18 protein-coding genes are annotated in these 13,600 nt (G+C 33.1%); 15 read left to right on the top strand and 3 right to left on the bottom strand.

Going from position 1 to position 13,600, the window contains the following annotated elements:
• Positions 1–240: 240 nt before the first annotated feature.
• From U8521_RS12645 to ucpA, 13 genes are all read left to right on the top strand, one after another.
• Positions 241–567, top strand: coding sequence for a hypothetical protein (locus U8521_RS12645; protein ID WP_334352936.1), 327 nt, complete (start codon positions 241–243; stop codon positions 565–567).
• A complete protein-coding gene (locus tag U8521_RS12640) occupies positions 554–835 on the top strand; it encodes a phage holin (RefSeq protein WP_334352935.1) in 282 nt (93 codons plus the stop codon). The genes U8521_RS12645 and U8521_RS12640 overlap by 14 nt, the downstream gene beginning before the upstream one ends.
• A 1-nt stretch (position 836) precedes the next feature.
• Entirely contained in the window at positions 837–1,862 is a 1,026-nt protein-coding gene (locus U8521_RS12635) for a GH25 family lysozyme (protein ID WP_334352934.1), read from the top strand.
• 266 nt (positions 1,863–2,128) lie between these two features.
• On the top strand, positions 2,129–2,671 hold the full coding sequence (locus U8521_RS12630) for a hypothetical protein (protein WP_334352933.1): 543 nt from the start codon (positions 2,129–2,131) through the stop codon (positions 2,669–2,671).
• Between the two features lie 23 nt (positions 2,672–2,694).
• A complete protein-coding gene (locus tag U8521_RS12625; protein ID WP_334352932.1) occupies positions 2,695–3,084 on the top strand; it encodes a hypothetical protein in 390 nt (129 codons plus the stop codon).
• Between the two features lie 25 nt (positions 3,085–3,109).
• Entirely contained in the window at positions 3,110–3,517 is a 408-nt protein-coding gene (locus U8521_RS12620) for a protein-export chaperone SecB (protein ID WP_246001246.1), read from the top strand.
• Between the two features lie 284 nt (positions 3,518–3,801).
• Positions 3,802–3,930, top strand: coding sequence for a hypothetical protein (locus U8521_RS12615; protein ID WP_334352931.1), 129 nt, complete (start codon positions 3,802–3,804; stop codon positions 3,928–3,930).
• 169 nt (positions 3,931–4,099) lie between these two features.
• Complete coding sequence (locus tag U8521_RS12610; RefSeq protein ID WP_334352930.1) at positions 4,100–4,285, top strand: hypothetical protein; 186 nt, start codon at positions 4,100–4,102, stop codon at positions 4,283–4,285.
• Between the two features lie 68 nt (positions 4,286–4,353).
• Complete coding sequence (locus U8521_RS12605) at positions 4,354–4,563, top strand: hypothetical protein (RefSeq protein WP_334352929.1); 210 nt, start codon at positions 4,354–4,356, stop codon at positions 4,561–4,563.
• Between the two features lie 85 nt (positions 4,564–4,648).
• Complete coding sequence (locus U8521_RS12600; protein WP_334352928.1) at positions 4,649–5,314, top strand: hypothetical protein; 666 nt, start codon at positions 4,649–4,651, stop codon at positions 5,312–5,314.
• A gap of 303 nt (positions 5,315–5,617) precedes the next feature.
• The gene (locus tag U8521_RS12595; protein WP_334352927.1) at positions 5,618–5,959 is read left to right on the top strand and encodes a hypothetical protein; all 342 of its coding nucleotides are present in this window, start codon (positions 5,618–5,620) and stop codon (positions 5,957–5,959) included.
• A 16-nt stretch (positions 5,960–5,975) separates the two neighbouring features.
• Complete coding sequence (locus U8521_RS12590; RefSeq protein ID WP_334352926.1) at positions 5,976–6,830, top strand: hypothetical protein; 855 nt, start codon at positions 5,976–5,978, stop codon at positions 6,828–6,830.
• A gap of 82 nt (positions 6,831–6,912) precedes the next feature.
• A complete protein-coding gene (gene ucpA, locus U8521_RS12585; RefSeq protein ID WP_334332909.1) occupies positions 6,913–7,710 on the top strand; it encodes an SDR family oxidoreductase UcpA in 798 nt (265 codons plus the stop codon).
• A gap of 252 nt (positions 7,711–7,962) precedes the next feature.
• On the opposite strand, the gene U8521_RS12580 is transcribed toward ucpA, so the two are convergent.
• Both U8521_RS12580 and U8521_RS12575 read right to left on the bottom strand, forming a co-directional pair.
• Positions 7,963–9,438 carry a DUF6056 family protein gene (locus U8521_RS12580; protein WP_334352925.1) on the bottom strand — a complete coding sequence of 492 codons (1,476 nt, stop codon included), beginning with the start codon at positions 9,436–9,438 and terminating at the stop codon, positions 7,963–7,965.
• 92 nt (positions 9,439–9,530) lie between these two features.
• Positions 9,531–10,280, bottom strand: coding sequence for a potassium channel family protein (locus tag U8521_RS12575; protein WP_334332907.1), 750 nt, complete (start codon positions 10,278–10,280; stop codon positions 9,531–9,533).
• A gap of 122 nt (positions 10,281–10,402) precedes the next feature.
• Here U8521_RS12575 and U8521_RS12570 point away from each other — a divergent pair, with 122 nt between their 5' ends.
• Positions 10,403–11,176 (top strand): TraX family protein, encoded by a 774-nt coding sequence (locus U8521_RS12570; RefSeq protein WP_334352924.1) that lies wholly within the window; start codon positions 10,403–10,405, stop codon positions 11,174–11,176.
• Here the strand turns inward: U8521_RS12570 and U8521_RS12565 are convergent.
• The gene (locus U8521_RS12565) at positions 11,173–11,661 is read right to left on the bottom strand and encodes a hypothetical protein (RefSeq protein ID WP_334352923.1); all 489 of its coding nucleotides are present in this window, start codon (positions 11,659–11,661) and stop codon (positions 11,173–11,175) included. The genes U8521_RS12570 and U8521_RS12565 overlap by 4 nt on opposite strands.
• Before the next feature lie 198 nt (positions 11,662–11,859).
• Here U8521_RS12565 and U8521_RS12560 point away from each other — a divergent pair, with 198 nt between their 5' ends.
• Positions 11,860–13,443 (top strand): ATP-binding cassette domain-containing protein, encoded by a 1,584-nt coding sequence (locus U8521_RS12560; protein WP_334352922.1) that lies wholly within the window; start codon positions 11,860–11,862, stop codon positions 13,441–13,443.
• The last annotated feature ends 157 nt before the right edge of the window (positions 13,444–13,600 follow it).

The following is a 13,600-nucleotide window of genomic DNA, read 5'->3' as shown; positions in this document are numbered from 1 at the left end:
TTTTGCTTTCAAATCAAAACTATATTTAACCATACAAAAAGTGCTCCATAATCATTAGATTTCTTGTCTAACAATTATGAAGCACTTCACTTTTCTGCTTTCGTTTGTGTGGCTTTTCTATTCAATTATATTTTTGATTCATGATCTATTTGCACCTGTGTTTGTTCCACACCTGGACACGATATTAGTTTGCGCTGTCGCCATCCGAATAACTGCTGAAGCTATGTGGGGTGATACCAGGTGACTGACCTAATTAAAATTATTGTATCTGCCGTTGGTGGTGCTATTGTCGGTGGTTTCTTCAATGTTTGGCTTCAACACGTTAAAAATCAAGGTGGTAATGAAAAAGTCTATGCTGAATACTCTGAAGATATGTATCAAAGAACCAAAAAGGCAATGGACGAACGTGACGATTTAAAGCAGCAAGTTATTGAAATGCGAGTTCAAATTTCTGAACAAAGTAAAACTATTAAAAAACAAAGTAAGGTAATCGACGGCCTTACAGCTCAAGTCGAAAAATTAAGCACTCAATTTAAATCAATGGAGGATAAAAATGAAAAAAAGTAAATTAACATTAGATGTCCACTCAAAAGCGTGGTGGGTATCTCTAATCTCTTTGATATTAGTGTTTGGTCAACAAATTGGCCATTTATTTGGTTGGGAAATCACATCTGACCAAATTAATCAAATTATGGGAATAGTAAACACTATTCTATTGATTGGTGGTTCACTTGGGTTGATTACAGACACATCTAAAGGGAGTACTAACAGTAATACTCCCACGGAAGTTAAAACACCAGCTTATTCAAATTCAACAAATTTAAGGAGGAACTAGCATGACTAAATATTTTGCAGACATTTCGAGCTATCAAAGAGATGATTTAGCATTCTTCCAAAATTTTGTAAATTCAGGTGTTCAAAGCGTTTTGATCAAAACAACTCAAGGAAGCGCTAATGGATCTAATTATTTAAGTCCTAAAGCACTAACTCAAACTAGGAATGCAATTAAAGCTGGCATGAACGTCGGATTCTATCATTATTTCTTGGCTATTAGTGTTACTGATGCAATCAATGAAGCAAAATTCTTTGAACAATCGGTTACTAATTTAGGTTATGGAAAAGATACACCGCTTTGCGTTGATGTTGAGGATCCATCATTAAATACGTCGGCAGTAGCAAGCTATGTTGATACTTTCATTAATTACCTTGAAACACAAGGTTATACAAATGTATTTCAATACAGTATGGCTAGTTGGTTCAATCAAGGTATCTTAAATGCTAATAAGCACCCGACTTGGGTAGCTAGTTACGGATCAAGCGATTGTGGAGCAAGAGGCAATATAGTTGCTTGGCAATACACATCAAGTTGGGGCGGTGGTTCTCAAGATATGAGCTACGACTGGGGTATCTTTGATAAGCAACCAGCTAAAACTGAGGCAACCGTACAACCTAAAGTTGAACCCGAAAAGCCTAAAGTAGAAAATATTATCAAGCTGACAGAACAAACCCATCCAGTGGATAGATTAGGTATTGAAAGACCTGAAACATACGAGGCAGGTTCAACTTGGAAGAGTTCAGACATTGTTATGATCAATAATGAGCCACATTACCAAATCGCTACCGACATCTTTGTTCCAATTTCAAAGACGACTTTCAAGGATTTTGTTGTCGTTAAATATACGGACGATTCACCGGCACCTGTCTTTGATTCGAAGGGAAAACGTGTACAGAATGCGTCTGTCAGCATTGGTAAATCCTTCAAAACAGACGGATTCAAAGTTATCAATGATATTCCGATGGCCAAGATTGCTACTGATCAATTTATTCCGTTTGAGTATACTTCTGGCTCAAAATTTGAATAGTAAATGCTAGACAAGTGAATTAATATGAATTATATTATAATCGTTCAACGATTTAGCAATACTTGAAATTACCTCTACGTTTATTGAAAGTATCGCCCCTCGAAAAGGCTCTCACTCTATTAAATTGGAGTGGGAGCTTTTTTGTTTTTACTCATAAAATCAAAATGGCCCTCTTCACGTATTTAATCTTTCTTAGTCTATTCGGAAACGTATTATAGTATAATGTAATTAATAAATTATAAATAAGAAAGAAATCACATTTAAAGATGGAGCTAGATATATATCATGGAACAAGTTTAATCAATGCTAATTCTATTATTGAAGAGAAAAAATTTATATGTCAGCCTAGAGTCAATCATTGGTTGGGAAATGGGGCTTATTTTTTTGTTGATGATTTAGATGCTGCTACTTGGTGGGCAGGTAATCAATCAAAAAAAGGAGCAGTAGTATATGGTAAGTTTGAAATAGAGAGTAAAGATTTGCTTGATTTAGACAGTTTAGCAGGTGCCAATAAATTAGAAAAAATAATGAAAAGTCTTAAACATAATAATGTTGATATTAAATTTTCTAAAGAAGAAGAGCAGTATATAAAAGAACATCCTAAAGATTTAACAAATGTTAAAAGAAGTAAATTGATAACTTTAGCCAAAGGATTACTCGGTTTTGGAGCGTGTGTTTATACTTTTCCAGTAAACATAAAAAAATACAATGATATTATGGATTATGGTGTACTTGCACACGAAAAACAGCTAAATATAGTGAATCAGAGTTTAATAAACTTTGACAAATTAAAATTAAAAGAAGTATAATGCAGAAAAGGAGGTATTTTCTAATGTTTACAAGAGAACAAATATTGAATGCTGCAAGAAATGCAGGAATTGAAGTTAGTTCAACTCCTGATGGCATGGAACCTTCCTTTGTTTCTTCCAACGGTGATAGATTTCCAATTATGGATGATAAAATCATTTTGGATAATTTTGTTGATAAGAGTTACTTGGAATCAGAATTGTTAATAGAGCATAGTTCTATAGATATTGACAATTCATTGATAATAGATAATAGTTTTGATTTATTAATAGGTGACTTATCGTCATCTACTAAATATAAAAATAATGTATCAGAAAATAAATTTCATGAATCGGTAAACAACTATAAAGATTTTACAAAGAAAGGGTCCCCTAAACAGGAGATCCTTTTTTATTGTGTTAATATATCTTTATGAATATAAGATGAGAGGTTATGTTATTTTGAATAATGATCCTATAATTGATTTTCAAGGTTATAAAATTCAGAACTTAGAATATACACATGATAAAAAGAACTTATCAAAATATGAAGATGGTTTTAATCTTAATCCTAAAGTTGGTATTGATGAAAAATTGAAGCATGGTATAGTAACTTTAAGTGTTACTTTAAGACCCAATCATTCTGAATTAGGTATAAAAATTGAAATTAGTGGAGAATTTAATATTTCAAATAGTCTGGACTCTAAGGATAAGATTGCAAGAGCTTTGTTTGTTAATGGTACAGCTATAATGTTTCCTTATGTAAGAAGCATCATTTCTATGATTTCTGGATTGGACTCAAGCAATACAATATTATTACCTACAATAAATACAATGGATTTATATAAAGATAAAAACGAACATAAGTGATTTTTTTGTTTTTAATATTAAATTCATAAAGTTTCAACGTTTTGCACAAAATTTGAATAGTAAAGACTAGACAAATTAAATAATATGCGTTAATTTAAAGGTGTTCATTGACGTGGACAATATTATAAATTACCTCGATTTTGAATTAGCTTTGATAGTGTTAGAAGAGCCCATCATCTATTAATTTAGGTGGTGGGCTTTTTTTATTTGAAATAAATTTGAATATTCATTGACTTTGCACGTTATAACGTGTATTCTAATAAGTATAGAAAGGAGGTAAGAAAGTGAAAGGTAAACATAAAAAAAGCCCTGATTCAAAGGAAGTAGTAAAACGTCTAGCCATCTTGGCAGTTGTCCTAGACGTAATTGATAAGCTACTTTCAATAATATCAAAGCTTTTAAATATTAAGTAAGGGGCTTGCCCCTTTCTTTATGTACCTAAATTCTAACATGCCTTTCATAAAAGTAAAATGAAAAAAGATAAGTATAAATTAATAAGCATAGGATTAATTGTATTCATAATAATAACTATTATTTCAATAGTTACAAAATTGGCAGAATTATTTTAAATAGGAGAACCTTATGACTGAAAAATTATCAGAAGCAAGGATTAAAGCAAACAAAAAATGGGACGAAAAAAACAAGGAAAGAAAAAAGTACATTGTTAAACGATCTACCGCTAAAAGCTTTATAAAAAACCTTGCTACTCAAGATGATTTAAATGAGCTAAAAGAATTAATTAAATTAAAAGAAAAAGAATTGAAATAGATTGACTTTGTACGTTACAACGTGTATTATAATAGTTGTTAAGAGATAAATAAAAGGAAGACATAAAAATGACTGTTAAATTTGATGAAGTAGATGCTAAAAATTATGATGTGTTGGTAAATGAAGACGATTATGGAAAGCTTGCATTTGACGATGAGCAAAAAGCTTGGGTTCTATGGCCTAATTCAATCGATGATGGTGTAACATATTTCGATGATCTTAAAGAAACAAAAGAAGCCATTACCGATGAAATTAAGGATTATTCAGAGAATAACTAAATTGTTCTTACGCTAAAAAATTAATCATGTAGATTCTCATGTGTGAGTATCTTTTTATTATAATTGAAAATAAATGGTGATTTTAATGGCTAATAATCCTAAAAAGAGTACTACAGGAATCAAGAAAATCAAAAGAAAAAATGGCTATAAATATCAGGCTAGAATTTCTATAAATGGTAAGTATCATCACTTGGGTACTTTTGGTACTTTTGACGAAGCTTACAAGGCTAGACAATCGGCGTTAAAAAAGCTTCCACAAAAAGAAAAAACTCATTACGTTAAAAAAAGCAGTCTTGTAGATTTAACGGGTGAAAAGTTTGGACACTTAACTGCAATCCGTAAGCTTCCGTACGACGGAACAAATAATAACATATGGTTATGCCAGTGCGATTGTGGTCAAACGGCTAAAGTAGTTTCGAGTGCTCTTACAAGAGGTGTACGTGTGACCTGTGGTGGTCCAGCTCATCAAGAGGAACATACAAAAAAGGGCCGCAAAGCGATAAAAGAAAAGCTGTACGTTGATAATTTGGCAGTCGGCAGAATTGATAGCTCCAAAGTTAAAAAATCCAAAAGAAATACTACTGGAGTTACCGGCGTTTGGTTCAGCAAACAAAAAAATAAGTATATTGCAGAAATAAAACTTGATGGTGTGAAATCCTATTTAGGAAGCTTCAAAACACTTGAGGAAGCTAAAGCTGCTAGACTTGAGACTGAAAGAAAAATTTTAGAGCAACATCCGAGAAAAAAATAATTTTTATTTTTGTGACGGAGCTGTGATACAATTTGACTATTGAAGATCTATCATTTCTAAATGTTTTCACCCTATAATATGTAGGAAAACATAACAAAAGATAAGGCTTTGCGCACATTTTGCGCATATGTCAAGTAGGGTCTGATATATAGGCTTTTTAAAATCCTGTACTCTCCTTAAATAAATTTAGGAATGCTGGTTCATCAGCATTCCTTTTTTTTATGATTGTTCATCAAATCAAGTTGCTGACAGTTTAGATAAGCAGTTATAATTTAATTAAGAAAACGAAACGAAGGTAAAAATATGGATAAAAAAACTAAATTTGTGAAGCTATCAAACATTGGCTTGGATGGTTTGACGCTTTTAAAAAAAGCAAAGACCGGTTATTTAGACAATGTTTGTTACTTGTATACTGGCAAGAGCAAAAGTGTCTATGTGGCAATGAATTCTACTGGCAAAGTCCTTGATTTTTATAAATTCCATAGTTATATGGATGAGGATGAAATTATGAAAACAGTGATGGAAATCTTCAGCGATGATGAAGCCACTGATTTCAAAAAAGGTTTTGAAAGTGCCGGAGACTTCGATTTAACTGACAATGTCGTCGTTGAATTACCATTCGACAATGGCGTTTTTACAATTTAAATTTTAGGAGTAGCTCATGGAAAAGACAGAATTGATCAAGCGTTATGTCAAAGCAGCAAATAATTTATACAACTTAATCCCAATCACGCAAGTTTATCGAATTATCAAATTGCAAAATCCGGAAATGTCTCTAACAGCAACTGAGTTCAGAGATGTTTTGCAACAAATGAGTAATCAAAATACCGGCTTTGAAATAGAGCGTTTTGATGCTTGGTATAAGGGAGATAACTGGCAGTCACCCGAATATATCATTTCGGAATATTTATTTGAAGACGACAATATATACGACATAATGAATAATCAAGAAGGGGAATTGTATAATATCCCGGAAAAAGAAACTTTTTTAAAGCATGCAAACGAGTTCTATTTTGTAGAAAATGATGCTCTGAATGATTTACGAGATTATTTGATTCAAGAATTTAAGTTAATTCCTGATGATGTTGAAGATATAGTTGAAGAGACTCAAGGGATGATGCAAGTTAGAACTGATGAAAATGATGAGTTTGTTGACTTTTTGATTAATGATTTTAAAAAGTTTTCTATTTCCATTAAAACAAAGGCTCAAGAAGATCAGCTTCGGCATTTGCTCAATCGAGCTGATTTTAATTTGCAAATTCCGTTTTATCGTAATTTTTCTGAAAAACAATTCCGCAGTAATGTAGATCCATTTGATGAGATTGACCTTGTTGATGGAGAAATTATTTTATCAGATGATTTAGTTGAACAAATTAAAACTGCCGCTGTGGATGTTGATGAGTTAAATAAATTAGTTCATTGTAATTATCAATGGTCAGATAATATGTTTGAAAATATTGCTTATGCCGATAAAGCGTCGAAAGCAATCAATAAAATAGATGTTCCAAAATTATAAATTAAACCAAAATAATTATTTTCTATGCTATATTAGAATTATATAAATGAAAACGTTCACAATATAGAAGGGAGTAATTATTATGGGTAAATTGACTGGTAAGGTAGCGGTAGTAACTGGGGCTGCCATGGGAAATGGACTTGGAATTGCTAAAGTTTTAGCCAAACATGGAGCAAAAATTGCTTTGGTCGATATTTCTGATCAGTTGAATGCGACAGTCAAGCAGTTACAGTCACAAGGTTACGACGTCTTAGGAGTTCACATGAATGTGGCGGATACACAAAGTGTCACTGCTGGTGTAAAGGAGATTTTGCAACATTTCGGTACAATCGATTGTTTAATGAATAACGCTGGGATCATTAAATTAGGTTCTTTATTAAATACTTCTGATGAAGAGCGTGATCAGCAATTTGACGTTAACATAAAAGGTGTCTGGAACGTTACCAAGGCTGTATTGCCAACGATGATCGAAAATAAAAAAGGTCGCATCTGCAACATGTCTAGCGTTACTGGAGTGATGGTTGCTGATGAAGGTGAATGTGCTTATGCGACAACTAAAGCCGCTATCATGGGATTCACGCGTGCTTGTGCTAGAGAAGTAGCAAAGTACGATATTACGGTCAATGCAATTTTACCAGGTTATATTCAAACGCCGATGGCAGATGCAATTGCCAGTGAATCAACACCAGACGATCCTACACAAACTACCAAGGGAATTGCTGATGCAGTGCCACTTGGTAAACGGTTAGGAAAAATCGAAGAAGTTGGCGAGCTAGCCGCTTTCTTATTGAGTGATGAGGCTTCGTACATGACCGCTACGCCAGTTGTTATCGATGGAGGTAGTACTTTACCAGAAACAGTTTCCGTCGGTGCCGAGTAAAATTATCAATAAAAGCCCTGTGGTAATCAAAGGGCTTTTCGTACAATCCTTTTGTTCAACTTTAGAATTAATCAAAGTGAACAACAATCATCGTTAAAATAAAAAGAAGCTGAATTAATGCTATAAGCACTAATTCAGCTTCTTTATTTAGTTTTAGAAAATAATAAAGTCTTCTATTTAGCCCGGAGCACGGCAATTTACGCTAACCCACTAACCAAATTTAAGAAAGAACCATCAAAGATTACCGCAAAACTATTTGTATTGTTTGTTATAAAAATAATCGTTGAATTCATAATTTAATCGGTTGTGCCAATATTCAGGTGATTGCATGATCAACATATCGTTTAGAGCCACGTAATTAGGATAAGGCACTTTTTGTTTGAGAACTTCTGATTCGCGTAAGAATTCATTATTATCGACACGTTTTAAATTTACTTGGAAATTGGTAATCATCATGGACATAACTAAACCGTACGAAGAAATGACAATTATCCAAAGCAAGCGGTTAATGTTTCTAAAGAATCCTGGATAGTAGACTAGAGCTTTGTTGAGATAGATGATCCCGACGATAAAGAAAAAAACTAATGAGCTAAAATATTCGCGGACAAAAACAGGTGAACCGATGAAGAAGAATGGCACACACAAGGCAATCGAACTGAAGAGACAAAACTGAACTTTCAGGTTATTAATACCTTTAAAGATGAAAAAAGTTGCTCCAAAAAGGAAAATCAGTAGAGCGATTCCTACCCAGGTATCAATAATAGCTAAGGTTGGATCCATATGCTTAAACTGATAAGTTGAGTAATTAATTTTATAATTATTTTGAAGGTAAATATTAATCCATAAATAATAAATTATGAAACCACCTGCTGGTAAAATTAGACTCCATTTAGTAATTTTGGAGAATTTACGCCAACTGATCAGAATGATTGAGAAGCAAATTGTGATTATGATGACAAAATTGCAAGTGATGATCCAAAAGTGGGTGATTCGGATGAAATTGGATAAATATTTATCCAGATTGAACGTGACTTCTCGATATTCATTAGTGGTGTGATAATAAGATTGATTGCTGAACATGATGGCAGCGCTGATGATTGCCCCGGTAAGATACCATAATGCCGGACGAACTGATTTCTTGAGATAAAACAATAAAGCTATTGAACTTAAGCCAACAAAAATTTGATACAGGGTCATGTGTTCAATGAATAGCCCTCCAGCTAAAGCAAGAAAAAAATTGATAATACGTAATTTATGATAATTATGTCGAATATATCTTTCTAACCAAACTAAATAAGTCAGCATCAAAGCGACCGGTGGTAAGTAGTTAACGAAGCCTGCTAACCAGAGAAACACACTTTGAATGTGACCAATTTGAATGATAGTAAAAAAAGATAAAGCAGCGACTAGACTCAAATGTTTGCCTGCTAATTGCCAAATACACCAAATAAATAAGGTAATAACGGAAGCATAAATTATGGCCATTAGAATTTCGCTATGCATCATACTGATTTCTAAAAAATTGCCTAAATAGCGTCCGTTAGAGCTGCCACCAAATTCAGGATTGGTGCTAAAAAAATTATGGGTCAGTAAAAAATGACCCGGTTTACCCCACCAAAAGAAATCATCGCCAACCGGGATGATTAGAAATGAAATTATGAAGAAATATAAATAGATGATAGCAAAAATGAATTTGTTAATAACTTTATGAATAGAGTTATCGGCCATTTATAAACCCTCCTGAATTTGTATACATGAGGTATTTTATAATAAATTTGATAATGAAACTGTTATTTATGCTATTTGTAATGAAGATGAAATCATTGTTTGTAATTTTTCTTTAATTCGGAGATTTCTTGTTGTAATTTTTGATTGGTTTGTTCTAAGTGATTTAATTTGATTAAAATTTGATCAAGCTTATCGTCATTTTCCTCACTTTTTTCTTGAGTAAAGTAATTCGTGATTGTACTGGTTAAAGTACCGATAAATCCAATTCCAATTATCATCAGTGAAACGGCTGAGATACGTCCAACTAAGGTAGTAGGTGCAACATCACCGTAACCTACAGTTGATGCCGTTACGATTGCCCACCAAAATGAATCACTGAGGGGAACATTTTCGGCCAAAGAATAAGCAATAGCTGCTGTCACTAAGACAATTCCACAAATAATTATCAAATAAATAAAACCATTGATTTTGAGAAACTTTTTGGCGTTCTTTTGCATTTTTCCGGCGGTTCCGATAAAGCGAACGAATGTAAAAATTTTGGTGAAGCGAATAACATTGACGATTCGAAAAATTCGAAAGGCGTTAAAAATTGTGTTGAATGGCAAAATTGCTAAAAGATCGACGATATTAGTTTTGAAAAATCTTTTTTTGTCTTTAGCCAGGTAAAGTCGGCCAAAGTAATCAAAGCTGAATATTAAGAGTGTACCAATGTCGATTTCCAAATAAGGAAATCGAGAGACTTTGAAACCAGGTATGTAACTCAGAACTAGGATTACTAGCGAACACAATCCAGCTAAAACGATTAAAACAGCGTATCCATTGGAATGTAAGAATTTTTTCATTTTTTTATCCTATCGGTTTAGACTTACTATTTTGTAATATAGCACTAACAGTTGTGTTAGGTATATTTACAGACTAGTTTCTTTTCCGGATAATAAGTTTTATCAAATTTAGGAGCAGAAACTTGAAACAATTCACACCAGCAACAAAAGGGATGAATCGCGATCTCTTTAAATTTATTTTGATGATTTTAATGGTCTTAGATCATATTGACAATTTTATTTCACCATACTTGGCTGATACTTTCCACATTCTAACCAGAGTGGTGGCAGTCGGTTTTGCTTATTTAGTTGTCGAAGGACTTTTTTACACGCATAGTCGAAAATTATATTTGACCAGGCTCTTGGGTTGGGGAGCTTTTATGGCTCTTGGAAATTATCTATTGAATTTATTTGTTTTACGAAAACAATACCAAATGTCTATTCTAGGAGATAACATTTTCCTGACCTTATTTATCGGGGCAGTGATCGTTTGTCTCTGGGATAATCATCAAGAACCAAAAAAGAAGCAATTATTAAAAATTGCTTCCATCTTGTTATTAATAATTGGTCTAATCCCCATTTTTGAAGGAAGTTTCGTAATTTTACCTTTTATGTTAATAACGCAGCTGACACATAAAAATATCAAAAAACGAAATTGGTATTACATAGGTTTGATGACTGTTTTATTGATAATTGAATTGCCAATGGCACTGTCGATTCCCAATCCGACACCGTTGATGATCTTTGACAGCATTGCAATGAATGCCAGTGATATATTTTTTATCAGCATAATTCCATTTTTACACTTCTATAGTGGCAAGTTAGGCAAATATGATCATAAATTGAAATATCTATTTTATTTCTTCTATCCAGCCCATTTATGGCTGATTCACCTTATTAGCAATTTCAGCGGTTAATCATTCCAGAGAAAATTTTTATGGTCAAGAAAAAGGGTGCGCCCTAAGAATTTCCCATCACAAAAGACGGCTGAAGATAAACCTTGATTGTAAGTTATGGGATTTACTCCCTTAATTTTATCCAAATTAGCGAGCGTAAGTTGTTGTACGAAATCGACGACTTGCGCTCTTTTATCATCAGATAATTTTTTAAAGTCATCATTAACGTAAATTTCTAATTGATCATTTTTCAAGTAATTGATCTTGTTGATGAATGTGAACCAAGAATGGTTTAAATGTTGACCTCGTTGCTCAATAGAAGTGGGACTATCAGCCGATTTTATTTGTTTGTAGAGTTTTTTATTGAGTGCTTGATTAAATTTACTTACTTTATTGAGAAACTTTTCCGAGCGATATTGAACTGAATCAGCTAGAACCGTTTTAGTCGGTAAGATGCTGAGTGCAACCATAGGAAATACAGCTAACAATAATAATATTCTTTTCATTAGAAACTCCTAATATTTTTCCTAATTATATCTAAGAATATACGCTGAATTCCATTCGAAGTTAGGATAATTTGTTATCAAGAAAGGTAATAAAGGATAATATTTTCGTAATGAAAACATTATTGATCACGGTATTGCTTTAATAAAGATTAGCTGTACACTAATAATATTAAAAATAATTAATGTTAGGGGTACAGCATGAGAAAATATTTTAATCTACCTTTTTTTTGTTTAGCGATTATTTTCAGCGTTTTAGCGGGTTTAGAAACACCGTTCAATACAATTACTTACTCATACATTTTTAAATTGATTACCGATAAAAATGTTGGCATGATCGTACCGGCAGTGATTTTTATCATTAGTGGTTATGCAATTTTTTGTTTGCTCAATTATTTAAAAAGTATCGTGGTTAATAAAAACATTTTCTTAATCAATAATCGTCTAAAAAAAGATTATATGCTTGCAAAAATGAGTGCTGTAACGGCCGACAAAAATGATTTTGAATCTAAGAATGTCTCGTTTGTTCTCAATGATTTGAAGTTGCTCGAGGACAATTATTGGCGCCAGATTTTCATGCTATTGGGCTCAGTTGCAATGACTTTGGGAACTTTGATTTTTGCTTTATACAGCAATGTATTGGTTACCCTGATCTTTTTAGGATTTATGATTTTTCCAACCTTAGCACCAAAATTTTTCAGCCACGCGATACAAGATAAGACAGCGTTATGGTCAAAAAGTAATCAAGTTTTATCCGGGACAGTTCAGAATCTTTTACACGGAGCATTATTGCTGCGTCGATATCACGCTACGTCAGGATTCTCTGAGCGTTTGGATGAGTCAGTTTCAAAAATGGAGCAAGCTAATGCCAACTTAAAGAATCAAATTTCTTTGACCAATAATGTTATTAGTTTCTTGTTTTCGCTATGTACTTATCTGCCGATTGGAATTGGTATTTATTTTACGATCGTTGGTAAATTGACTTTATCTCAGTTTGTCGCCATTCAATATTCCTCGTCTTGGATTCTAAATGGATTCAATCAGATCGTTACTAGTTGGAATACGATTAACAGTACGAAAAATATTCGCCAACAAGTTGCCGATTTGCAGGTTCAGGTAAATCAAGCTGATACTACTGTTATGGTACGTGATTTGGATGTTGAACAAATTAGTTTTGATTTCAAAGATAAAACGATTTTTCAAAATGTTTCTTTTGACGTCAAAAAGGGACAAAAAATTTTGATTGGCGGAAAATCTGGTGTGGGGAAGTCGACTTTGATTCGGCTGCTATTAAAAGAATTGTTGCCAAAACAAGGGCAGATTTTGCTGAATGGTGAGAATTATTCATTAAATCAAGCCTATAGCAACTTTGGTATTGTCGGTCAAACACCAATTATTTTCGAGGATAGTTTGAGAAATAATGTCACGCTTGGGAAAGTTGCTACTGATGCAGAAGTGTTCCGTGCCTTAGATTTAGCTGGGTTAAACGAATTTAGTAATGAACAAGCAATTAAACAAGTATTTGATGAAAATGGTCATAACTATTCTGGTGGTCAGTTGAAACGAATTGAGATTGCTCGGGCACTGTTTTACAATCGACAGATTTTGTTGATCGATGAAGGAACTGCCTCGCTTGATCCTCAAACTGCCAAGGGAATTCATCAGTCACTATTGACCAATCCTGATTTGACAGTGATCGAGGTAGATCATCACATTCCTGATGATATTCAAAAACTTTACGACCGAGTTTATCAGTTAAATGCTGAAGGAATGCAAACAATCTAGCAAAACAAGAGTTTAAGACATAACTCTTTCCGCTTAAAACAAATAGACCGTGGTAATCAAAGGACGATTTGAAGTGCTTCATAATTGTTAGACAAGAAATCTAATGATTATGGAGCACTTTTTGTATGGTTAAATATAGTTTTGATTTGAAAGCAAA

The sequence above is a fragment of the Companilactobacillus miaonis genome (assembly GCF_036913615.1).
Classification (GTDB): domain Bacteria; phylum Bacillota; class Bacilli; order Lactobacillales; family Lactobacillaceae; genus Companilactobacillus.
Note: the sequence above shows the minus strand (reverse complement) of the source record. Positions and strands in the feature narration are given on the sequence as shown.